Annotated in this window: 20 protein-coding genes; 14 read left to right on the top strand and 6 right to left on the bottom strand. The window is 65.4% G+C overall.

Annotated elements, in window-relative coordinates; genetic code table 11:
* Positions 1-4 precede the first annotated feature (4 nt).
* Genes H578_RS0103935 through H578_RS0103925 form a run of 3 tightly spaced genes read right to left on the bottom strand, consistent with a single transcriptional unit; the run spans position 5 to position 2,449 of the window.
* Entirely contained in the window at positions 5-457 is a 453-nt protein-coding gene (locus H578_RS0103935; RefSeq protein WP_022872402.1) for a hypothetical protein, read from the bottom strand.
* 9 nt (positions 458-466) lie between these two features.
* Positions 467-1,225: a 4-hydroxy-tetrahydrodipicolinate reductase gene (gene dapB / locus H578_RS0103930; protein WP_022872401.1), complete on the bottom strand. Its 759-nt coding sequence runs from the start codon at positions 1,223-1,225 to the stop codon at positions 467-469.
* Positions 1,226-1,243: 18 nt separating this feature from the next.
* Positions 1,244-2,449: a heparan-alpha-glucosaminide N-acetyltransferase domain-containing protein gene (locus H578_RS0103925; protein WP_022872400.1), complete on the bottom strand. Its 1,206-nt coding sequence runs from the start codon at positions 2,447-2,449 to the stop codon at positions 1,244-1,246.
* Between the two features lie 22 nt (positions 2,450-2,471).
* Here H578_RS0103925 and dapA point away from each other — a divergent pair, with 22 nt between their 5' ends.
* Together dapA and H578_RS0103915 are read left to right on the top strand one after the other, a co-directional pair.
* The gene (gene dapA / locus H578_RS0103920) at positions 2,472-3,434 is read left to right on the top strand and encodes a 4-hydroxy-tetrahydrodipicolinate synthase (protein ID WP_022872399.1); all 963 of its coding nucleotides are present in this window, start codon (positions 2,472-2,474) and stop codon (positions 3,432-3,434) included.
* Between the two features lie 153 nt (positions 3,435-3,587).
* Positions 3,588-5,222 (top strand): ribonuclease J, encoded by a 1,635-nt coding sequence (locus H578_RS0103915; RefSeq protein WP_051130776.1) that lies wholly within the window; start codon positions 3,588-3,590, stop codon positions 5,220-5,222.
* Positions 5,223-5,263: 41 nt separating this feature from the next.
* On the opposite strand, the gene H578_RS0103910 is transcribed toward H578_RS0103915, so the two are convergent.
* A complete protein-coding gene (locus H578_RS0103910; protein WP_033420261.1) occupies positions 5,264-6,472 on the bottom strand; it encodes an amidohydrolase in 1,209 nt (402 codons plus the stop codon).
* 219 nt (positions 6,473-6,691) lie between these two features.
* Here H578_RS0103910 and H578_RS0103905 point away from each other — a divergent pair, with 219 nt between their 5' ends.
* The 11 genes from H578_RS0103905 (at position 6,692) to dapF (ending at position 17,707) form a co-directional block, all read left to right on the top strand.
* Positions 6,692-9,670: an FtsK/SpoIIIE family DNA translocase gene (locus tag H578_RS0103905; protein WP_022872396.1), complete on the top strand. Its 2,979-nt coding sequence runs from the start codon at positions 6,692-6,694 to the stop codon at positions 9,668-9,670.
* A 58-nt stretch (positions 9,671-9,728) separates the two neighbouring features.
* Positions 9,729-10,337 (top strand): CDP-diacylglycerol--glycerol-3-phosphate 3-phosphatidyltransferase, encoded by a 609-nt coding sequence (gene pgsA / locus H578_RS0103900; RefSeq protein ID WP_022872395.1) that lies wholly within the window; start codon positions 9,729-9,731, stop codon positions 10,335-10,337.
* A 67-nt stretch (positions 10,338-10,404) separates the two neighbouring features.
* Positions 10,405-11,025, top strand: a complete 621-nt coding sequence (locus H578_RS15435) for a CinA family protein (protein ID WP_022872394.1) — start codon at positions 10,405-10,407, stop codon at positions 11,023-11,025.
* 69 nt (positions 11,026-11,094) lie between these two features.
* Positions 11,095-11,496, top strand: a complete 402-nt coding sequence (locus H578_RS0103890; RefSeq protein WP_022872393.1) for a helix-turn-helix domain-containing protein — start codon at positions 11,095-11,097, stop codon at positions 11,494-11,496.
* Between the two features lie 59 nt (positions 11,497-11,555).
* Complete coding sequence (locus tag H578_RS13125; RefSeq protein WP_022872392.1) at positions 11,556-12,173, top strand: MarR family winged helix-turn-helix transcriptional regulator; 618 nt, start codon at positions 11,556-11,558, stop codon at positions 12,171-12,173.
* Entirely contained in the window at positions 12,170-12,403 is a 234-nt protein-coding gene (locus H578_RS0103880; RefSeq protein ID WP_022872391.1) for a DUF3046 domain-containing protein, read from the top strand. The genes H578_RS13125 and H578_RS0103880 overlap by 4 nt, the downstream gene beginning before the upstream one ends.
* A gap of 182 nt (positions 12,404-12,585) precedes the next feature.
* The gene (gene recA, locus H578_RS0103875; RefSeq protein WP_022872390.1) at positions 12,586-13,629 is read left to right on the top strand and encodes a recombinase RecA; all 1,044 of its coding nucleotides are present in this window, start codon (positions 12,586-12,588) and stop codon (positions 13,627-13,629) included.
* A gap of 14 nt (positions 13,630-13,643) precedes the next feature.
* The gene (locus H578_RS0103870; RefSeq protein WP_022872389.1) at positions 13,644-14,312 is read left to right on the top strand and encodes a regulatory protein RecX; all 669 of its coding nucleotides are present in this window, start codon (positions 13,644-13,646) and stop codon (positions 14,310-14,312) included.
* 43 nt (positions 14,313-14,355) lie between these two features.
* Positions 14,356-15,873: a tRNA (N6-isopentenyl adenosine(37)-C2)-methylthiotransferase MiaB gene (miaB, locus tag H578_RS0103865; RefSeq protein WP_022872388.1), complete on the top strand. Its 1,518-nt coding sequence runs from the start codon at positions 14,356-14,358 to the stop codon at positions 15,871-15,873.
* Positions 15,873-16,790 (top strand): tRNA (adenosine(37)-N6)-dimethylallyltransferase MiaA, encoded by a 918-nt coding sequence (gene miaA, locus H578_RS0103860; RefSeq protein WP_022872387.1) that lies wholly within the window; start codon positions 15,873-15,875, stop codon positions 16,788-16,790. The genes miaB and miaA overlap by 1 nt, the downstream gene beginning before the upstream one ends.
* A gap of 8 nt (positions 16,791-16,798) precedes the next feature.
* The gene (gene dapF / locus H578_RS13120) at positions 16,799-17,707 is read left to right on the top strand and encodes a diaminopimelate epimerase (RefSeq protein WP_022872386.1); all 909 of its coding nucleotides are present in this window, start codon (positions 16,799-16,801) and stop codon (positions 17,705-17,707) included.
* A 27-nt stretch (positions 17,708-17,734) separates the two neighbouring features.
* Here the strand turns inward: dapF and H578_RS13115 are convergent, their stop codons facing one another.
* Both H578_RS13115 and H578_RS0103845 read right to left on the bottom strand, forming a co-directional pair.
* Positions 17,735-19,195 carry a folylpolyglutamate synthase/dihydrofolate synthase family protein gene (locus H578_RS13115; protein ID WP_022872385.1) on the bottom strand — a complete coding sequence of 487 codons (1,461 nt, stop codon included), beginning with the start codon at positions 19,193-19,195 and terminating at the stop codon, positions 17,735-17,737.
* On the bottom strand, positions 19,192-19,806 hold the full coding sequence (locus H578_RS0103845) for a class I SAM-dependent methyltransferase (protein ID WP_028463914.1): 615 nt from the start codon (positions 19,804-19,806) through the stop codon (positions 19,192-19,194). The genes H578_RS13115 and H578_RS0103845 overlap by 4 nt, the downstream gene beginning before the upstream one ends.
* A gap of 189 nt (positions 19,807-19,995) precedes the next feature.
* On the opposite strand from H578_RS0103845, the gene hflX reads away from it, so the two are divergent.
* Complete coding sequence (gene hflX / locus H578_RS13105; RefSeq protein WP_022872383.1) at positions 19,996-21,543, top strand: GTPase HflX; 1,548 nt, start codon at positions 19,996-19,998, stop codon at positions 21,541-21,543.
* Position 21,544: the final 1 nt, after the last annotated feature.

The following is a 21,544-nucleotide window of genomic DNA, read 5'->3' as shown; positions in this document are numbered from 1 at the left end:
AGGCTCACCTCCGGTTGCGGGAAGCGCGTTCCATCTCTATGGCCTGACGCATCGTACGCCGGGCTCGCGGACGGTCCCCGGCGACGTCGTAGGCCACCGAAAGCCGGAACCAGCTGCGCCAGTCCTCCGGGGCCGCCTCAGCTTCCGCCTGGAACCGGGCAAACTGCTCGTCGGCCTGTTCGCGGTCCGGCCGACCACCGGGGGAGCGGTCCACTGTGTCCTCCGGCAGCCCGCCCTCTGCATCGAGGATCCGGCCGAGCCGCTCGATACTGCGCCCAAAACTGATCTCCCGCATCAGCACCCAGAACCCCAGGATGACCAGCACAATAGTGCCCAGGCCGATGATCTGTGCGACAGCGTCATCGACCCGCAGGAACCGCACCCCGGCGGTGAACGCGCCGCCGAGCATAATGAGCAGCAGCCCGATCATGATGAAGGTGAAAATCTTCGAACGCACAACCGGCCCCTACAGTCCCAGATCCAGGTAGCCATCCAGGCCGTGGGTCAGTCCCGGCCGGGAAGCCACAGTCCGCAACCCCAGCAGCACCCCGGGCATGAAACTGGCCCGGTCGAAGGAGTCATGCCGGATGGTCAGCTGCTCACCGGCTGAGCCCAGCAACACCTCCTGGTGAGCCACCAGTCCACGCAGACGCACCGCGTGGACGTGGATGTCCTCGACCACCGCACCCCGGGCCCCCGGCAGTTGTGTTTCGGTGGCATCAGGGGAAGGACCCACACCGTGGTCCCGACGGGAGGCCGCCATCAGCTCGGCGGTGCGCACGGCCGTTCCCGAGGGCGCATCGACCTTATTCGGGTGGTGGAGTTCAACGATCTCCGCCGACTCGAAGAACTGCGCAGCCTTGGCCGCAAACGCGGTGGCCAGCACTGAGCCCAGGGCGAAGTTCGGAGCGATGAGTACTCCAGTCTCCGGGTGCTCGGTGAGAACTTCCTGAAGTCGCGTCAACCGGGACGCATCCCAGCCGGTGGCACCGACCACGGCGTGGATCCCGTGCTCCACCGCGAAGTGCACATTGTCTTCTGTGGCGGCGGGGACGGTGAGGTCCACGATATGGGTGGCCCCGGCGTCGAGCACTTGCTGTAAGGAATCCCGGCTGCCCAGGCGAGCAACGAGCTGAAGGTCACCGGCGGCGTCGACCGCTTTGACCGCTTCCGAACCCATCCGCCCCGAAGCACCGAGGACCGCGACTTTGATCTGTTCAGCCATGGTCTCCAGACTATCGGGTCACCTTCGGCGCCCGGTCGCAGCCGCCGAGGCCGCATGGGTCATCGCCTCCAACGGCCCCCGGCGCCCCAGCAGCGCCTTCAGCAGCCCCATGCCTAAGGCCCCACCGATCAGCACCGTGAGCATGACCGCATCCGAGAGTGCATGCAGCGGGGCTTCTTCGTCCCGCCAGAGACTGAGCATTACCAGGTGGCCCACATACAGCGTCAGCGGCATAGATCCCGCCCCGGAGAGCGGAGCCAAGAGCCACGGCAGCGGCTTGGCGATGAGAAGACAGACGCCGACGACGCCGGCAGCGCAGCCCATCGCTTGAATCACCTCCACCGGGGTGTTCTGATGAGCGGCATCCAACAGGAACCAGCGCTCATCGAGGATCAACGGGACCTGGTGATCCCCGGCGACCATGGCTCCACGGATCTGCTCCGGGGTGCCCCCGTAGATCTGCAGCATGACCTCCACCATGGTGGAGTGCTCCCGCACCCACCACCCGATCACCGCGGTCACCGCAGCCACGAAAGCCCCGCCGACTACCAGCATCAAGGCAGTGGAGATCCGACGCAGATCCAGCCGACCCAGTGCCATACCGAAGAACACATAGGCCGGCCACACCAGCAACGGGTAGTATCCGGTGACCACCAAGTCCTGAAGCAGCTGCAGAGGCTGGAAGACATCAACCAGGATGGGGGAGCGCCATAGCCGCTCCGGTGACTCCCAGGGTTCAATCCCCTCCCGCAGGGCGTTTTGCCACACCCAGTAGAACGCCGGCCCCGCCACAGCCCAGACTCCGGCCAGCAGGAACAAGCCCGGGGCCCGCAGCCGCAGAAACGGAAGTGCGAGGATGAACATCACCCCGTAGTGGACCAGGATGATCGCCACCCCGGCCGGCAGCAGAGAGACCAACAGGCCGATGAGCACAATGACGCCGGCCCGCACCGCCAGGGAGACCCGGTCCCGGTTCACCTCCGTACTGGGTCTCTCAGGCTTAGTACCCCCGGTGAGCAGGGCGATGCCCACCCCGGCGAGAACCGCGAACAGCGCCGCGGAGCGTCCGGCGAACAAGGTGCCGGCCCAGGTCGCCTCCCCGGTGAGTTCATCCGTGGTCGGCAGCACGTGGACGGTGAACATTCCCAGCAGCGCCAGTCCGCGGGCGGCATCCACCCCGGTCAGCCGGCGGCGTGCCGAGCGGCGGGTGTGGGTGCGGGACATCACAGGCGATAGGCTACTGCCTATGACGGCCGACGAGCAGACTCCGCGTGAATTCGACCCGTACCTGGCCCAGGGCGAAGTCAAACACCCGGACCAGACCGACCCCTATTTCGGGCACCTCATCACCGCCATGGTCACCCCCTTCACCGCCGATGACCGGGTGGACTTCAAAGCCTTCGAAGCGCTGGCCGCCAAACTGGTCGATGAGGGCAATGACTCACTGGTGGTCTCCGGCACCACCGGGGAGACCTCCACACTGGAGGACTACGAGAAGGCCGACCTGGTCCGGGCCGCGAAATCCGCCGTCGGCGACCGCGCGAAGATCATCGCCGGCACCTCCACTAACCACACCAGCCACGACCTGGAAATGGCGGTCAAGGCTGAACGGGCCGGGGCCGATGGCCAACTGGTGGTCACCCCCTACTACAACAAACCCAGCCAGGACGGTGTCTACGCCCACTTCACCGCAGTGGCCGACGCTGTGGACCTGCCGCTGATGATCTACGACATCCCCGGCCGCACCGGCATCCCAGTGGCCACTGAGACCATCCTCAAACTCGCCGAGCACCCACGGATCATGTCCTTAAAGGACGCCAAGAATGACATCACCGCCACCACTGAGGTGCTGACCAAGACCGACCTGGAGATCTACTCCGGTGACGACCAGAACGTCTTAGCGTGGATGGCGATGGGTGCTGCCGGCGTCGTCTCCGTCACCTCCCACGTGGCGGCCCCCACATTCCGGCGGATGGTCGATGCGGTGCTGAACTATGAACTCAAAGCCGCTCGCATCGCCCACAGTGAGCTCGGCCCCGTCATCCGTGCGCTGATGACCCGAGTGCAGGGGGCTGTGGCCTCCAAACTCGTGCTCGGCTGGCTGGGCTTCGATATCCGCCCCGATGTGCGCCTGCCCCTGGTCCAAGCCAATGCCGCTGAACAGGAACTGATCCGCAGTGACCTGCGCGAAGCCGGCTGGACGCTCTAACCGGTCGACCCCCGAAGACCCAGCAGAACACGCGAGACCCCCAGCTCACCTGACAACACCACACACCCGCATAGATCTCCACACACCTCGAAGGAGCCTCACACGTTGACACCGGAGAAACTTCTCACCCCGCCGAAGCTGAAGAACGGCACGATGCGCATCGTCCCCCTCGGCGGGCTCGGGGAGGTCGGACGGAACATGACCGTCTTCGAGCTCAACGGGAAGATCCTCATTGTCGACTGCGGGGTGCTCTTCCCCGAGGAGGAACAGCCCGGGGTTGACCTCATCCTGCCCGACTTCACCTATATCGAAGACCGGCTCGACGACGTCGTCGGCATTGTGCTCACCCACGGGCACGAAGACCACATCGGTGCGGTGCCCTACCTGCTGCGCAAAAACGACCAGATCCCGCTCATCGGCTCCAAGCTCACCCTAGCCCTGGTGGAAGCCAAGCTCGCCGAGCACCGGATCAACGCCTACACGCTCACCGTGGCCGAAGGCGACACCGAACGCTTCGGCCCCTTCGAGTGCGAATTCGTTGCCGTCAACCACTCCATCCCCGACTCCCTGGCGGTGTTCATCCGCTCCGAAGCCGGGTCTGTGCTGCACACCGGGGACTTCAAGATGGACCAGCTGCCACTGGATGGGCGGATCACCGATCTGCGCCACTTCGCCCGGCTCGGTGAAGAAGGCGTGGACCTGTTCCTCTCCGATTCCACCAACGCCCATGTCCCCGGGTTCACCGCTCCGGAAAAGGACATCGGCCCGGTGATCGAGTCCTACTTCCACCGCTCCCAACGGCGGATCATCGTGGCCAGCTTCGCCAGCCACATCCACCGGGTGCAGCAAGTGCTCGACGCCGCCGCTGCCCACGGGCGCAAAGTCGCCTTCGTGGGCCGCTCCATGGTGCGGAACATGTCGATTGCGGCCAAGCTCGGCTACCTCAACGTCCCGGAGAACATCCTGGTTGACGTGAAGAAGGTCGACGAACTGCCCGACCACAAGATCGTGCTGATGTCCACCGGATCCCAGGGCGAACCCATGGCCGCACTGTCCCGGATGGCCAATGGTGACCACCAGATCCAGGTGGGTGAAGGGGACACGATCATTCTGGCGTCGTCGTTGATTCCCGGCAATGAGAACTCCGTCTACCGGGTGATCAATGGGCTGATGAAGCTCGGCGCCGACGTCGTGCACAAGGACAATGCCAAGGTCCACGTCTCCGGCCACGCCTCCGCCGGGGAGTTGCTGTACTGCTACAACATCCTCAAACCTAAGAACGTCATGCCCGTGCACGGGGAGCACCGGCACCTCATCGCCAACGGCAAACTCGCCGAGCAGACCGGTGTGGAACCAGAGCGTGTGCTGCTCTGCGAGGACGGGTCCGTGGTCGACCTGCACAACGGCACCGCCCGCGAGGTCGGTCAGATCGAAGCCGGCTACGTCTACGTGGACGGGTCCTCCATCGGGGAGATCACCGAATCCGAGCTCAAGGACCGCCGTGTCCTGGGGGAGGAGGGGTTCATCTCCGTCATCACCGTGGTCAACCGGCAAACCGGCACCATCATCTCCGGCCCGGACATCCACGCCCGCGGTGTGGCCGAAGAGGACGAGGTGTTCAAGAACATCAAGCCGAAGATTGCCAAGGCGCTGACTGAAGCGATTCAGGACAACAAGGAACACACCACCCACCAGCTGCAGCAGGTGGTGCGGCGCACCATCGGCTCCTGGGTCAACCGGAAGCTGCGCCGCAAGCCGATGATTGTGCCCGTGGTGGTAGAGACTTAAGGCGCTGCCCAGCACCTCACCAGCCCTGTGGTGCTGGGCGTTTATCTGGACAGACGGTGCAGGGCTGCGGTGACCATGGCCTCCACCCCAGTGCTCAGCGTCGGCTCAATCAGCGGCGCAAAGTACGGCGAATGGTTGCCGGGCGGGTCCTCGGCCCCGTGTTCACTGGCGCCGAAGAACCAGAACACACTCGGCACCCCGGCCTGCTCACCGAGGACACCGAAGTCCTCTGAGCCCATGCGGGGACGTTCCACGGCGACCCGGTCAGCCCCGAGAGACCCGCGCAGCGCGTCGAACACTCCCTGGGCGGTCTCGGCATCGTTGATGAGGGCGGGCATATGACCGTAGTGCTCAATGACCGGATCGGGCGCACCGGCTGACTGGGCCTCAGCGCGGATGATCCGTTCCACCGCAGCGAGCACCTGCTGCCGTACCGACTCGGTGAGCGTACGGATATTCACGGTGAACTCGGCGGTCTCCGGGATGATGTTCTCCTTCAGCCCAGCGCGGAAGACCGCCACGGTCACCACCGCCGGGTCGCGAGGGTCCACCTCCCGGGAGACGATGCTCTGCAGCCGGGTCACCATCGAGGCGCCCAACACCACCGGGTCGATCCCGTTCTGTGGTTGGGAACCGTGGACCTGCTTGCCGTAGACGGTGACGCGCAGATTATCCGCCGCCGCCATCGCCGGACCCAGCGCCATGGTGACGGTGCCGGCATCACCGGGGGAGACATGCTGACCCAGAATCACCTCAGGATGAGGGACCTTCTCCCACAGGCCATCAGCCACCATGGCCCGGGCGCCTTGCCCGGTCTCCTCCGCGGGCTGAAAGATCAGCACCAGCGTGCCGGACCAGTCCTCCCGTTGCCGCAGCAGCACCCCGGCGGCAGTGAGTAGACAGGCCATATGGGTGTCATGCCCGCAGGCGTGCATCACCTCTGTGCTGGTGCCATCAGGCAGGGTGCCCTGGGCCGTGGACGCGTAGTCCACACCGGTGTGCTCAGCCACCGGTAGGGCGTCGGTATCCGCGCGCAGTGCGACCACGGGTCCTTCACCATTGCGCACGACGCCGACCACTCCGGTTCCTCCGCAACGGAAGTGTTCGATCCCCAGTGCACTGAGGCGCTGCTCGATCCGCTCGGCGGTCCGGTGCTCCTGCATGCTCAGCTCCGGGTGGGCGTGCAGTTCCTTGTACAGCTGGTGTAGGTGCTGCTGTTCTTGCTCAGTGAGTGTGAACTCCGGACTCAGTGCCACAATCCCTCCCGGCGTCGCGGTCTTTCGGTCGTGTTTCTACGGGGGCCTGTTGCTTGGGGGCCTGTCGTATTGTCTGGTGTGCTTCATCTGGTGCTGACGGAGGCTGGTGTGCCGTCGTCGTGTGCTCTTCACTCTAGGTGCACCAGCGATTCTTCAGTACAGGACTGCGTGGATATGCGCCGGTGGGTGCCCTCCTGCCGCTAGGTTGGACCTATGGCGACACGTACTTCCCCCTCGCGAGCCGCCGGAAAGAACTCGAGCACGAAGAACGGTTCTTCCACAGCTCGCGCGACGACGTCGAAGAAAACCTCCGCGCAGGAGGATCAGGCCCCTCTGCCGCTGCGGCTGCTGACCGGGCTCTGGCTTGCCCTGGCCACCCCGGTGGCTTCTGCGTTCCGTGGTCTGGGCCGGCAGGTGAAGATCCATCCCGATGACAGGCGCGACGCCGCCGGGTTCGTCTTCCTGTTGCTTGCGGTCCTCACTGCTGTCGTCGACTGGTGGGGTGCCCGGCAGTGGGACCACTGGGCCTCGGATCTGGTGCACCGGGTCACCGCAGGCAGTCTTGGCTGGGCCTCAGTCTTGCTTCCCCTGGCGCTGCTCATCACCGCAGTGCGCTACTTCCGCACCCCCCAGGAGCACGAAGCCAATGGGCGAGTCGCCGTCGGGTTGCTCATCATCCTGGGTGCCTCCGCTGGGCTGGCGCACCTGGCTGCCGGTCTGCCCACTGTGAACGAAACCTTCGCCCGCTCGGACGCCGGTGGATTCGAGAACATGCTCAGCTCCGGGGGGATCATCGGCTACCTTGTCGCCGTGCCGCTGGCCTCCCTGGTCACCGCCTACCCGGTGTGGGTCATCCTCAGTCTGGTGCTGCTGGCCGGACTGTTGGTGCTCACTGACACCCCTCTGCGTCGTATCCCCGCGCGGATCGCGGTCGCTCGTCGGCACATCATCGGTGAGCCGACCCCACCAGCGGCAACCGATGATGATGTGCCCGCCGGTGGAGATGCCCAGCAGCCCACTGCGGCTTACACCGCCCAAACCCCCAAACCGCAGGCCAAGAAGTCGAAGAAGCCCCGCGCAGAGCGGCCCGGATTCTTCGCCAAACTCAGCGGATCTGCGGACCCCCAGCCCCCGGCGGACACTGCGCCGACTGAGGCTTTCGACCCCGACGCCGCCCGCGCGGCCGAAGGTGCCTTCGACACCCCTGTCTTCTCCGAATCCGATGACGCTCCCGGTGATCCCACCCCTGCGGTGAAGCCCGGGCGCAAGCGTCCCACCCAGCAGGAACACCAGATCGCCGCGGCGAAGAAAGCCGCAGGAGTCTACGACGTCGACGCCGAAACCTCCTCTGCGGCACCGACCACCAAGCCGACCACAGAAGTCACCCCAACGAACCAGCCGGAGGCTCCCACGCCGGCGTCGGACTTCCCGGTGCGCTCAGAGCAGCTGGAACTGGCCGGGGATGTCACCTACACCTTGCCGGACCAGAGCCTGCTGCCGTCCGGGCCGGTGCCGAAGGAGCACACCGCGGCCAACGACGAGATCGTCGAGGCCCTCAACGGCACTTTCGCCCAGTTCAAGGTCGATGCCACGGTGACCGGGTTCTCCCGGGGTCCCACGGTGACCCGCTACGAGGTGGAACTCACCCCCGGTACCAAAGTGGAGAAAGTCACCTCCTTGGAGAAGAACATCTCCCTGGCGGTGGCCTCCAATGAGGTGCGTATCCTCAGCCCCATCCCGGGGAAGTCTGCCATCGGCATTGAGATCCCCAACCGGGACAAGGAAGTCGTGGCCCTCGGTGATGTGCTGCGTTCCAATGCGGCGCGGAAGACCGACCACCCCATGGTCATGGGCGTGGGGAAGGACGTCGAAGGCGGGTATGTGGTCGCCAACCTGGCCAAGATGCCCCACCTGCTGGTCGCCGGTGCCACCGGGGCCGGTAAATCGGCGTTTATCAACTCGATGATTACCTCGGTGCTGATGCGCGCCACCCCGGATGAGGTCCGCATGGTCATGGTGGACCCCAAACGGGTGGAACTGACTGCCTATGACGGCATCCCCCACCTGGTCACCCCCATCATCACCGACCCCAAGAAGGCCGCCGAGGCCCTCGAATGGGTGGTCAAAGAGATGGACAACCGCTACGACGACCTCGCCCACTTCGGGTACAAGCACGTCGACGACTTCAACAAGGCCGTCCGGGCCGGGAAGATCACCCTGCCGCCGGACTCCAAGCGGGTGCTGCGTCCCTACCCGTACCTGCTGGTGATCGTTGATGAGCTGGCCGACCTGATGATGGTCGCCCCGCGCGACGTCGAAGACTCCATCGTGCGGATCACCCAGCTGGCCCGTGCCGCCGGTATCCACCTGGTGCTGGCCACCCAGCGGCCCAGTGTCAACGTGGTGACCGGGCTCATCAAGGCGAACGTGCCCTCCCGTATGGCGTTTGCGACGTCGTCGGCCACCGACTCCCGTGTGGTGCTGGATTCGGTGGGGGCTGAAAAACTGCTGGGGCAGGGTGATGCGCTGTTCCTGCCCATGGGCAACGCCAAACCGATGCGCGTCCAAGGTGCCTGGGTCAACGAATCCGAGGTCGAAGCCGTCGTCGGCCACGTGAAGTCTCAGCTGAAGGCCCAATACCGCGAGGACGCGGTGCAGGCCATGGAGCCGAAGAAGAAGGAGATCGACGAGGACATCGGCGATGACCTCGACCTGCTGCTGCAGGCCACGGAACTGGTGGTCACCACCCAGTTCGGGTCCACCTCCATGCTGCAGCGTAAGCTGCGCGTGGGCTTCGCCAAGGCGGGCCGGCTGATGGACCTGATGGAATCTCGCGGTGTGGTGGGCCCCTCCGAAGGGTCCAAAGCCCGGGACGTGTTGGTGCCACCCGAGCAGCTCGGTGAGGTGCTGGCCACCATCAAGGGTGAGGATACGACGTCGTCGGAACCCTACGATGACCCCGTACTGACCGAGGCCGCGGCGGCCCCCACCCAGACCGCTGAGGCCAGTGCACCCCCACCGGAGGCCGCTGAGCCCGGTCCGGCACCGGAGAGCCAGACCGCTGAGGTCCAAGACCTCATCGCCGCCGACCTTGCCGAACGCACCCGTGGGTTACCGCAGATGCAGCACTACCACGAGGGCGCCGATCACCCCACCGACTCTGAAGACGCCTGGGAGCTGACCGGCCGGTGATCGCCGGTGCCGGTCATCACGCTGAAGCAGGCGTGGTGGGAGTAGTACTCTGACGGGGATGAGTGACCAGTCCCCGCAGCCGGTTCCGCTGCTGAACATCGCCAATATCCTCACCTTGGTGCGCATCGCCCTGGTGCCGGTGTTCGTGGTGCTGTTGCTGCTCGATGCCCAGGGGCCCTTCACTGAGCTGGAAGCCCAGCAGGGTCCGTGGCGCTGGGTGGCGGCAGGAGTCTTCGCCGTGGCGATGATTACCGACAAGATCGACGGCGATCTGGCCCGTTCCCGGGGATTGGTGACGGACTTCGGCAAGATCGCCGACCCGATTGCCGACAAACTATTGGTCGGGGCCGCCCTGGTGATGCTCTCCCTGCTGGGAGAGCTGTGGTGGTGGGTGACAATCCTCATCCTGGTCCGGGAACTGGGGATCACCCTGCTGCGGATGGTGATGCTGCGCACCCAGGTGATGCCCGCCTCCCGTGGGGGGAAGCTGAAAACGCTCTTGCAGGCGGCGGGACTGCAGCTGATGTTGTTGCCGCTGGCGGTCATCGCCAGCTGGCTGGCCGATGCCGCACTGGGGATCATGCTGGTCGCCTTGGTGGTGACGATCATCACCGGCATCGACTACGTGGTCCAGGCGGTGCGCATCCGGGCCGCTGCCCGGTCCTAGCCGCTGGTGAGCGCAGATGCCTTCGGCTTTGAGCCGGTTTTCAGCCCCGCCGACTACAGTGCCCGGCATGGCCATTGAGGGAGAAGCTGACGACGTCGCCCGTGACGCCTCCCGGCACACCGATCCAGTCGAGATCGTCCAACGGTGCGCCCACCGCGGTCTGACCTTAGCCACGGGGGAATCCTTGACCGCCGGATCTCTGGCCGCACGGATCGCCGATGTCCCTGGCACCTCCGCAGTGCTGCTGGGCGGGGTCGTCGCCTACAGCGTGACCGTGAAGACCCAGACCCTCAACGTGCCGGAGGATCTGCTGGAATCCCGCGGGGCCGTGGACCCAGATGTTGCCGCCTGGATGGCTCGTGGGGCCGCAACCCGCTGTGCTGCCGATATCGGGATCTCCACCACCGGTGTGGCCGGTCCCGAACCGCACCAGGGCAAAGACGTCGGTACGGTCTACTTGGGACTGGCCTGCACCGCGGAGGCAGCGCAGCGTCTGGGGCTCAGCCTGCCGGAGAAGACCCAGCCCAGCGACGTCGACGGCGACTGGCTGGCGGGATCCCTGTTACTTGACCTCGACGGTGACCGCTCCGAGATCCGTGCCGCCACCGTGGAAGGAGCCCTCAGCCTGCTCGAGGATTTCCTCCACACGGAGCCCCCAGGACTCCCACCGGAGGCCGCTTCGGGCTAAGGTGGGAACAACAGGCGCACCACGTCCGTTGTGATAGGGCAATCGTCATCAGCACTTGAGGAGATCCCCATGGTGAGACAGCCAGTCACCGTCAACGGAGTCACCCGGTGGAAGGACACTGCCGAACACCCTGAGCCCGGGGTGGAGACTCGTGAAGCCAAAGGCGTGGTCCTGCGCCAGGAGATCGGCGACGTGCTGCGCAGCATCCGCCAAGACTCCGGACGCACACTGCGGGACGTCTCGCACGATGCCCGAGTCTCGTTGGGGTACCTCTCCGAGGTCGAACGCGGGCAGAAGGAGGCCTCCTCCGAGCTGCTGGCCAGCATCTGTACTGCGCTCAATGTGCCCCTGGCCGCGATGCTCTTCCAAGTGGCCGAACGGATCGCTGAGGCCGAAGGCTTCACCGTTCCGGACACTGTGCCCACCGAGTTCCAGCGTGAATTCGGCAACGAGGAACTCGTCGGCCTCTAGGCTTCACGTTCTGCCTCCTACCCCGGGAGGTATGACTCGATGCCCTTACACTGGCCGGTATGACAGATTCCGATCGCCGCGCGAAAGTGAAAGAACTGGAGCGTGAATTCAGCCGGCTCTTCGTGCGACGACGCTTCAACGCGCTCAAACTGGCCCAAGAAATCGACCCGGAGATTGAGCCGGCGTCGTACTCGGTGCTGGCCACACTGCAGCACCGTGGACCCATGCGAATGACCGCCATCGCCCGGCACCTGGGCATCGGCAAACCCACACTCTCGCGGCAGTTATCCACATTGGCCTCTCGCGGGTTTGTGACGAAGAAGGCCGACCCCGCCGATGGCCGGGCCCTGGTGGTCTCCCTCACCGATCAAGGGCGCACTCGCTTAGAGGCCGCCCAGCGGGACCGCTCAGAGCGTTACCAGCAGATGCTCACCGCCTGGAACCTCGAAGAGATCGAAGTGCTCTCCGAGCTCTTAAGCAAACTGAACAAGACCTACGCCGACTACGACGCCGCCCACGGCACCGGCTGGCCTCCGCATACCGCCGGCCAGACGGACAGTACCCAGGAGCAGGACTCCGACGACGCCGCGGCCGAGGACGAAACCGCCGAGGACGATGAAACAGCCGACGACGACGTCGCCTCCGTCGCCGTGGAACCGGACAGTAAGGCGGCATGAGGGAGTCGCGCTTCTGGTCCCTGATGGAGGACGAGTTCGGCGAGACCTACGCCCATATCCTCGCCGGTGAGCTGGTTCTTACCGAATACCAGCTCACCGCACGCCAAGCCCTGCAGCAGGGTATCGATGCCCGGCGGGTCTGGGAGGCGATCTGTATCCAACAGGACGTTCCCGAAGAACGTCGACTGGGACGGGATATACCGGCGAAGATCACTCCACCGGAAAGCTGAGCGACACAGGCGTGTTGATCGAAACTGTGTTCGATGCGGGTGTTATGTTTTCCACGAAGCACGGGAGGAGTCGGCGACACGCCGGACTCTGCACAGTATCCGGAATGGACATCGGACGTGTCAGAGGCTGGTTCTAGTCTCGACTGCATCCGAAGAACCCATCGCAACACGTGAGGTGAAACATGGCAGTCAGCCCCGACCGGCAGAAGGCGCTCGACGCAGCACTGGCCCAGATCGACAAGCAGTACGGCAAGGGGTCGGTGATGCGGCTCGGCGACGAGACCCGTGCGCCGATCGAAGCCATTCCGAGTTCCTCCATCGCCCTGGATGCCGCTCTGGGCATCGGCGGCTTCCCGCGCGGCCGCGTGGTGGAGATCTACGGTCCGGAATCCTCCGGTAAGACCACTGTGGCCTTGCACGCAGTGGCCAATGCCCAGAAGAACGGCGGCATCGCAGCCTTCATTGACGCTGAGCACGCTCTGGACCCCACCTACGCGGAGAAGCTCGGTGTGGACACTGACTCCCTGCTGGTTTCCCAGCCGGACACCGGGGAACAAGCTCTGGAGATCATGGACATGCTGGTCTCCTCCGGCTCATTGGACATCGTGGTCATCGACTCAGTGGCCGCGCTGGTACCGCGTGCTGAAATCGAAGGGGAGATGGGCGATAGCCACGTCGGTCTGCAGGCCCGGCTGATGTCCCAAGCCCTGCGGAAGATCACCGGCCGATTGGCTCAGACCAAGACAACCGCCATCTTCATCAACCAGCTGCGGGAGAAGGTCGGGGTCTTCTTCGGCTCCCCAGAGACCACCTCCGGTGGTAAAGCCCTGAAGTTCTATGCCTCGGTCCGGGTGGATGTCCGCCGGATCGAAACCCTCAAGGAGGGAACCGCCTCCGTGGGTAACCGGACCCGGGCCAAGATCGTGAAGAACAAGATGGCCCCGCCGTTTCGGCAGGCGGAGTTCGACATCCTCTATGGCGAGGGCATCTCCCGCGAAGGCGGGCTGATCGACGTCGGCGTAGAGAACGGGCTGGTGAAGAAATCCGGAGCCTGGTTCACCTATGACGGCGATCAACTCGGCCAAGGCAAGGAAAAGGCCCGGCAGTTCCTCAAGGACAACCCGGACCTCGCCGATGAGATCGAACAGCGGATCAAGGAAAAGCTGGGCATTATCCCCGCGGCGAACCAGGACCAGGGACCCGAACTGAAAGCCGTTGACGGCTAGGAGTCACACCGACCATGTCTGAGACGAGGTCGCACACACCTGGCGCACCCCCCACAACCTCTGATGTACCGGGGGAGAAGGAAGCCACCCTCGCCGCGCTGCGGGACTCCTTGGCAAAGCTGGAATCCGGGGCTGAGACCTCAGTGGGCTCTACCGCCAGCTCAACGACCGGTGAAGAGGCCACCGATGAGTACTCTCAGGCCCGGAACATCGTGCTGCGCAAACTAACCGGGTCGGCGAAATCCCGTCACCAGCTGGCTGAAGCCTTGCGAGACAAGGAGATCAGCGAGCAGACGATCCATGCGGTCCTCGACCGGATGGAAGACGTCCAGCTGGTCGACGACGCCGCCTTCGCCCGTACCTGGGTGCGTACTCGCCATGAGCTGAAGGGATTAGGGACCGCCGCTCTGCGTCAAGAGCTCAAGCACAAAGGGGTGGCCGCTGAAACCATTGAGGCCGCGCTGGATCAGCTCACCGCAGAGGATGAGGACGCTGCCGCCCGCGACCTGGTGGAGGCCAAACTGCGGGGTGTTGATGTTCCCCCGGGGGCAGATCCTGAAGCTCGTCGGGAACGGGAGAAGATCACCCGGCGGCTGGTGGGGATGCTGGGTCGTCGGGGGCACAGTCCCGCGGTAGCGTTCCGGATCGTCACCCAGGCCCTTGAGGAGCGCACTGCCACGTAGGCCTCATCAGCTAGCTGTACCAGCAGCCGGTAGAATGACGGCGATGACCGAGACAGTTCTGGACCGCCCGGAGACCACTGAGACGCTGCGCACCTACGAGGTCCGCACCTTCGGTTGTCAGATGAACGTCCACGACTCGGAGCGCATCAGCGGTCTCCTCGAAGACGCCGGTTACACCAAAGCGGCCGAGGGCAGCACCCCGGACCTGGTGGTGTTCAACACCTGCGCGGTCCGGGAGAACGCTGATAACCGGCTCTACGGGCACCTGGGCCAGCTGAAACCGGTGAAGGACCAACACGCCGGGATGCAGATCGCCGTCGGAGGCTGCCTGGCACAGAAGGATCAGAACACTGTGCTGGAACGGGCCCCCTGGGTGGATGTGGTCTTCGGCACCCACAACATCGGATCTCTGCCGGCCCTGTTGGAACGTTCACGGCACAACAACGAAGCCAGCATTGAAATCCTTGAAGCTCTCGAGACCTTCCCCTCCACGCTGCCCACCAAGCGTGAGAGTGTGCACTCCGGGTGGGTGTCGATCTCCGTGGGGTGCAACAACACCTGCACCTTCTGCATCGTGCCCAGCTTGCGCGGCAAAGAGCGCGACCGGCGTCCCGGGGAAATCCTGGCGGAAGTCCAGGCCCTCGTCGACGACGGAGCCGTGGAGGTCACCCTCTTGGGGCAGAACGTCAACACCTACGGAGTGGAGTTCCGAGACCGGGGAGCCTTCGCCAAACTCCTGCGCGCCTGTGGGCAGATCCCAGGGCTGGAACGGGTCCGGTTCACCAGCCCACACCCGGCCAGCTTCACCGAGGATGTCATCGACGCCATGGCTGAAACCCCCAACGTGATGCCACAACTGCACATGCCCCTGCAGTCCGGTTCAGACCGTGTGCTCAAGGCCATGCGGCGCTCCTACCGTGCCGAACGGTTCCTCCGCATCCTGGACACCGTGCGCGAACGGATCCCGCAAGCGGCGGTCACCACTGATATCATCGTCGGATTCCCCGGGGAGACCGAAGAAGATTTTGCTCAGACGATGCGCGTGGTGGAGGCCTCGCGTTTTGCCTCTGCCTTCACCTTCCAGTACTCGCCCCGCCCCGGCACACCGGCGGCCACTATGGAAGACCAAATCCCCAAAGAGATCGTCCAGGAGCGCTTCGAACGCCTCCTGGAGCTGCAGAACCGAATCACCGCAGAAGAAAACGCTCGGCTGGTCGGCACCACTCAAGAACTATTGGTCACCAACGACGGCGGCACCAAAGCCGAGCAGACCGGCCGGCTCAGTGGCCGGGCCCCGGACAACCGGCTAGTGCACTTCAGTGTGCCCGAAGGGGCGGCGACACCTCGCCCCGGGGACTTCGTGACAGTGCCGATCACCAGTGCTGGAAGCTTCCATCTGCTCTCCGACCCGCAGAAGGAGCACTACCGGGTGCGCCCCTCGCGTGCCGGAGACGCCTGGGACCGGTGGCAGGCGGACTCCTGCGGTGTCGGCACCACGCAGGTCACCGGGGAGAAACCCGCGGCGGTGTCCCTCGGTATGCCCAGCCTGCGGACCTCCTAGTGGCCCATCCGCCGCTGATCGTCGTCGCCGGCCCCACCGCCTCCGGTAAGTCCCAGCTCGGGGTCGAACTGGCTGAACGTCTCGACGGGGAAGTCATCAACGCCGACTCCATGCAGCTCTACCGGGGCATGGACATCGGCACCGCCAAGATCACAGCGGAGGAGGCGCGCGGCATCCGGCACCACCTGCTCGATGTGCTCGAGGTGACCGAAGAAGCCACCGCCTCCGCCTACCAGCGGCAAGCCCGCGACGTCGTCGCCGACATCCGAGCCCGCGGCAAAACCCCCATCATGGTCGGCGGCTCCGGACTGTACATCCGCGCCGCAGTGGACATCATTGAGTTTCCGCCCACCGACCCGGATGTGCGCCGTCAGCTCGAAGATCGCCTGCAGGTCGAAGGCCCCCAGGCGCTGCGAGCCCAGTTGCGCGCAGCCGACCCCGAATCCGCCGCCGTGGTCCAAGACGACCGGCGACTCATCCGTGCCCTGGAAGTGGTGACGATCACCGGCCGGCCGTTCACCACCTTCATGCCGCCACATCAGTACGAGCCCAGCGTGGAACCGGTGGTACAGCTGGGTCTGCGCGTGAACCGAGAGGTACTCCACCAACGGATCGAAGATCGAGTGGCGACAATGCGCCGTCGTGGGCTCCTGGACGAAGTCAGGCAGTTAGCCGCCCAAGGACTCCGGCACGGCAAAACCGCGCAGCACGCCATCGGCTATCAACAGTTCCTACGGGTGCTCGACGGGGCGATCTCCGAAGACCAGGCCGCCGAGCAGACGGTCACCGCCACCCGAAAATTCGCCCGCCGCCAAGAGACCTGGTTCCGTGCCGACGGGCGGATTCACTGGCTGGGCGCACCCGCTGAGGACCTCACTGACCGTGCCGAGGAAGCAATCCGCGCTGCGACTGGTTGAATACCCCTATGCAGTTCACCAAAGCCCACGCCACCGGCAACGACTTCGTGCTGGTCTCCGACCCTGCTGGGGTGCAGGACCTCGACGCCACCTTCGTCACTGCGGTCTGCGACCGTCACCTCGGCGTCGGAGCCGACGGGTTCATCCGGGCCGTGGCCGCCCACGCCGACCATGAAGCCCGCCGACTGCTCAGTGCAGCGGGCCTGGGCAGCGACGATGCCGCACCGGTGTGGTTTATGGACTACCGCAACGCTGATGGCAGTGCGGCCGAAATGTGTGGCAACGGTGTGCGGGCCTTTGTGCATTTCCTCATCGCCGAAGGGCTCGCTGAGCTCAGCGAGGGTGATGAACTGCCGGTGCTGACCCGCGCCGGAATCAAGACCGTGCAGAAGGTACCTGAAGGCTACGCGGTGGGCATGGGGATCTGGTCCTTCATCGACCCAGAACTGGCCGCCGAACGGGGCAGCGACTCCCTGGTCAAAGTGGCCGGCCTCGCCGACCCGCGGCCCGGGCTGAGCATCTCCATGGGCAACCCCCACACGGTGGTCGCTTTGCCAGACGGGCGGACCCTGCAACGCCTCGACCTTCACACCGCACCCACAGTGGAACCCACCCCGCCGCACGGGACAAACGTGGAATTCGTGGTCCCCGGAGACCCACTGGTCACAGAGGGGGCCGGGCGAGTGCGCATGCGGGTCCACGAACGCGGAGTCGGGGAGACCCTCTCCTGCGGAACCGGGGCCTGCGCCGCAGCCGCAGCGACCCGAGTGTGGGTAGCCGACGACGGTGTCGACACCTGGAGTGTCGAGGTCCCCGGGGGAGTGGTCACGGTGACCTTCACCCCCCGGGCTGACGGTGCCGAAGACGTCACCCTCTCCGGACCGGCGGTGCTGGTCTACACCGGTACGCTCATCTGAGCCCCTGACACCACAGGGCCACCGGAGTCACGCTGAGCAAGCCTCCACAGGCGACTCCGGCGGCACGGTGAACAGGGTCTCAGCCTCAGCCCCCACGGTGCGCAGTACCAGGGCCGTGAACAGGACCGTCCCCACCGCCAGGGAATCCCCGCGGCTGAGCAGTTGCACCAGCTGAGCCGAGCCGGCGGCCTCATGCACGGCCGCGCCACCGAGATCCTTGAGGCACGCCCATTCCCAGCCGGGACCCTCTGGCCAGGCCGAGCGATCCGGGGTCCCGGTGTAGGCTCCGGGGAGCTCGACGAACACTTTCCGCCCCGGCCAGTGTCGTAACCCCGCCACAAACCCCGGGAGGTCTTTCCCCGGAGGCAAGCACACCAGCACCTGGTCCGGTTCGGACCCCAGCTGACCGCGACTGAAGGCTAAAGCGTGTTCCAGCCCGGCGCGGGAGACCGCAGAATCCACGATGCACCACGGCTGGGGGTCCCCGGGAGCGGTCGCGGGCACCTGGTGGACCGAGAGCCGCCCGGGGTACCGCACCGAAGCCAGCGTGGAGGTCAGGCGCGGAAGAACCGGGCTGCGGCCCAAGCTGTGGCCACAGCGTGATGCCTCTGCGGTTGCTGGGGTACCGGAACTCTCCAGGGTGGGGTGGTGTGGATCGTGGCCTGCCACGGCCAGGGCCGCGAGGACACCGGCTGCAGCGTTGCTCCGCTGAATCCCCTGCGGAAGGTGCGTGTTCAGCGCTTCAGGGAGGGCAGCCGGCGTCGTCGGCTCAGTGGCCACCTCGATGACCCGCGGCCCGCGCCCGAGGCAGGTGCAGCGGTCCAGCTGGTGCTCGATCTCACGGTGCACCTGCGGAGACTGCCGAAGGCTCACCACCCACTGGGTACCCGCCCCGATGACACCGGCCTTGTCCCGGGCCACATCCCGGAGGGTGGGACCCAGCACATCGAGGTGCTCAGCGAAGATCTCCGTGACCACCACCGTCTGCAATGGCCAGTGGGAGAGGTCATCGGAGACCCCACCCATTCCGGCCTCAGCGACGACGACGTCGACCCCCTCTTCGGCGAAGATCAGCATGGCCAGCACCATGAACAACCCTGTGGGAGCCAAGTACCCGGTCTCTGCCGTCGCCGGGGGGAGGTGGCGTCTCGCTTCGGCCAGACGCCGCAACGCTCGGCGCCAGACTGTGGCGCTGACGGCTGTGCCGTTGACCCGGATCCGGTCTGCATTGGACACGATGCCCGGACTCATCACCGTGCCGGTTCGCAGCCCCAGCCCGCACAGAGTCGCAGAGGCATAGACCGCAGCGGTTCCCTTCCCCTTGGAACCGACGACGCCAAGCACCGCAGGAGAGAACCCCGCCGGATCATGCTCCAACACCTCCAGTAGGGCTCGGGTGCGTGCCAGAGAGCGGGAACTCACAGTGCGCAGCGCACGCCACTCGCCAAAGATCACCTCTTCCTCCGAGGAGCGGTCAGTGCGGGTCATGGGGATGAACGCTCCACCCGCAGCAGCCGGAAGCCCTTCTGGGAGGCGGGGCGGTCGACATCGTATTCAGCTGAGAGGTGTTCGGAGAGCCAGCGTTGGAGCGAATCGGCCCCCAGATTCTTCTGCACTACCAGCCAGGCTTCACCGCCCGGGGTCAGGCGCGGCAGCCAGGTCAGCAGCAGATCGTGCAGGGCCGCCTTACCGATCCGAATGGGAGGGTTGGACCATATCCCAGCAAAGCGCACTTCCTCGCCGACTTCATCAGGGGCTGCGACGGTCACGTTGTCCAGTCCGAGGGCTTCGGCGTTCTCCCGGCATAGTGTCCGGGCTCGTTCGTTGACATCCACCGCCCACACCGCAGCCTGCGGGGCCAGCTGCGCCATGGTCAGTGCGATCGGACCCCACCCGCAGCCCAGATCCAGTAGAGCGCCCTGTTGCGGCGGTGTTGGGGCACGCTGCAACAGCACCGCTGTGCCCTTATCGATCCCGTCGGGGGAGAAAATACCGCCGGAGGTGGTCACCTCAACTCTGCGTCCGGCCAGCTCGACCTCCACCTGTCGCCGTATCAGGGGAGTGTCCGGGTCCGGGGAGAAATAATGCGCACCAGCCATCCGTTGCATAGTAGTCCAGCCCCCGCCACGGGGATCGGATAGACTGTCACACATGTGGAATGCCCTGCTGTACTCCCGCCTGAGCGGTTGAGTCCCGATCCCAAGGCCATTCACATCTTTGACAAGCCCCGCCGCAGAAGCCGTCCGGCTCGCCGCGGGCCCCGGAGAACACCCGGGTGAACGGAGAACATGACTGAAAAGCACACCAGCCAATCCACGATCGACGCCACCATTGCGCGCATCCTCGCTGCCGATGAAGCCTCCAGCGAGCAGAGTCGGATCATCCCCGAGCAACGCCACCGGCGCAGTGTGCTCGATGGCCGAGCCCGCGAACTCGCCGAGACCGAAGAGCACACCGACCACGACGGCGAACAGTACGACTTGTTCGAACGGCGCAGTCTGCGCCGGGTCGAAGGGCTCTCCACTGAACTTGAAGACGTCACGGAAGTCGAATACCGGCAGCTGCGCCTGGAACGAGTGGTTCTCGCCGGGCTGTGGACCGGCGGATCCACCGCCGAAGCCGAATACTCGCTGCGGGAACTGGCCGCACTGGCCGAAACCGCCGGGTCCACGGTGCTGGATGGATTCCTCCAGCGGCGCTCCACCCCGGACCCCGGAACGTTCTTCGGATCGGGTAAAGCCGAGGAAATCCGCGAGGCAGTGGCCGAACTCGGAGCCGACACGGTGGTCGTCGACTCCGAGTTGGCACCCTCTCAGCGGCGTGGCCTCGAAGACATCGTCAAAGTCAAAGTCATCGACCGCACCGGGCTGATCCTGGACATCTTCGCTCAGCACGCCAAATCCCGGGAAGGTAAGGCCCAGGTCGAACTGGCGCAGATGGAGTACATGCTGCCCCGTCTGCGCGGTTGGGGTGAGTCACTGTCCCGGCAGGCCGGTGGACGGGTCGGCGCAGCCGGAGGTGGAATTGGCTCCCGTGGTCCCGGTGAGACCAAGATCGAGCTGGACCGGCGGCGGATCAACCAGCGCATGGCCAAACTGCGCCGGGAGATCGCCGCGATGAAACCCGCCCGGGAGGCCAAACGCGCCAACCGGAAACGCAACGCCGTGCCCTCGGTGGCGATCGCCGGGTACACCAACGCGGGGAAGTCCTCCTTACTCAACCGGCTCACCGACGCTGGGGTGCTGGTGGAGAACGCACTGTTCGCCACGCTAGACCCGACGGTGCGTAAAGCGGTCACCCCCGATGGAATCGGGTACACGCTGTCTGACACCGTGGGTTTCGTCCGCCAGCTGCCCACACAGCTGGTGGAAGCCTTCCGCTCCACGCTGGAAGAAGTCGCCGACGCCGACCTCATCCTCCACGTGGTGGATGCCTCCCACCCGGAGCCTGAGGGGCAGATCGCCGCGGTGCGGCAAGTGCTCGCCGACGTCGAAGCCCACCAGGTCGATGAGATCATCGTGCTCAATAAGGCCGACGCCGCCGAACAGCACGTCATCGACCGCATCAGGCGCCGCGAACCGCATGTGGCGGTGGTTTCTGCCCGCACCGGTGAAGGGATCGCCGAGCTGAAGGAACGGATTAGCCAGTCCATTCCGCGTCCTGACATCGAGTTGGACCTGCTGGTGCCCTACACCGAAGGTGACATCGTCTCCCGGCTGCACGAGGCCGATGCCGAGATTCTCTCCACCGAGTACCAAGAGCAGGGCACCCGGCTGCGAGTCAAAGTCCGTGCTCCGCTTGCCGCCGATATGGCGAAGTACCAGGTGGCCGCCTGAT

The sequence above is a fragment of the Nesterenkonia alba DSM 19423 genome (assembly GCF_000421745.1).
Taxonomy (GTDB): domain Bacteria; phylum Actinomycetota; class Actinomycetes; order Actinomycetales; family Micrococcaceae; genus Nesterenkonia; species Nesterenkonia alba.
Note: the sequence above shows the minus strand (reverse complement) of the source record. Positions and strands in the feature narration are given on the sequence as shown.

Coding starts and splice junctions, on each gene's coding strand:
- H578_RS0103890 (WP_022872393.1), top strand. CDS start 11,095: ATGGTGAGACAGCCAGTCACCGTCAACGGAGTCACCCGGTGGAAGGAC.
- pgsA (WP_022872395.1), top strand. CDS start 9,729: ATGAGTGACCAGTCCCCGCAGCCGGTTCCGCTGCTGAACATCGCCAAT.
- H578_RS13125 (WP_022872392.1), top strand. CDS start 11,556: ATGACAGATTCCGATCGCCGCGCGAAAGTGAAAGAACTGGAGCGTGAA.
- H578_RS13115 (WP_022872385.1), bottom strand. CDS start 19,195: ATGACCCGCACTGACCGCTCCTCGGAGGAAGAGGTGATCTTTGGCGAG.
- H578_RS0103915 (WP_051130776.1), top strand. CDS start 3,588: ATGCGCATCGTCCCCCTCGGCGGGCTCGGGGAGGTCGGACGGAACATG.
- H578_RS15435 (WP_022872394.1), top strand. CDS start 10,405: ATGGCCATTGAGGGAGAAGCTGACGACGTCGCCCGTGACGCCTCCCGG.
- dapB (WP_022872401.1), bottom strand. CDS start 1,225: ATGGCTGAACAGATCAAAGTCGCGGTCCTCGGTGCTTCGGGGCGGATG.
- H578_RS0103905 (WP_022872396.1), top strand. CDS start 6,692: ATGGCGACACGTACTTCCCCCTCGCGAGCCGCCGGAAAGAACTCGAGC.
- recA (WP_022872390.1), top strand. CDS start 12,586: ATGGCAGTCAGCCCCGACCGGCAGAAGGCGCTCGACGCAGCACTGGCC.
- H578_RS0103845 (WP_028463914.1), bottom strand. CDS start 19,806: ATGGCTGGTGCGCATTATTTCTCCCCGGACCCGGACACTCCCCTGATA.
- dapA (WP_022872399.1), top strand. CDS start 2,472: ATGACGGCCGACGAGCAGACTCCGCGTGAATTCGACCCGTACCTGGCC.
- miaB (WP_022872388.1), top strand. CDS start 14,356: ATGACCGAGACAGTTCTGGACCGCCCGGAGACCACTGAGACGCTGCGC.
- H578_RS0103925 (WP_022872400.1), bottom strand. CDS start 2,449: ATGTCCCGCACCCACACCCGCCGCTCGGCACGCCGCCGGCTGACCGGG.
- dapF (WP_022872386.1), top strand. CDS start 16,799: ATGCAGTTCACCAAAGCCCACGCCACCGGCAACGACTTCGTGCTGGTC.
- hflX (WP_022872383.1), top strand. CDS start 19,996: ATGACTGAAAAGCACACCAGCCAATCCACGATCGACGCCACCATTGCG.
- H578_RS0103870 (WP_022872389.1), top strand. CDS start 13,644: ATGTCTGAGACGAGGTCGCACACACCTGGCGCACCCCCCACAACCTCT.
- H578_RS0103880 (WP_022872391.1), top strand. CDS start 12,170: ATGAGGGAGTCGCGCTTCTGGTCCCTGATGGAGGACGAGTTCGGCGAG.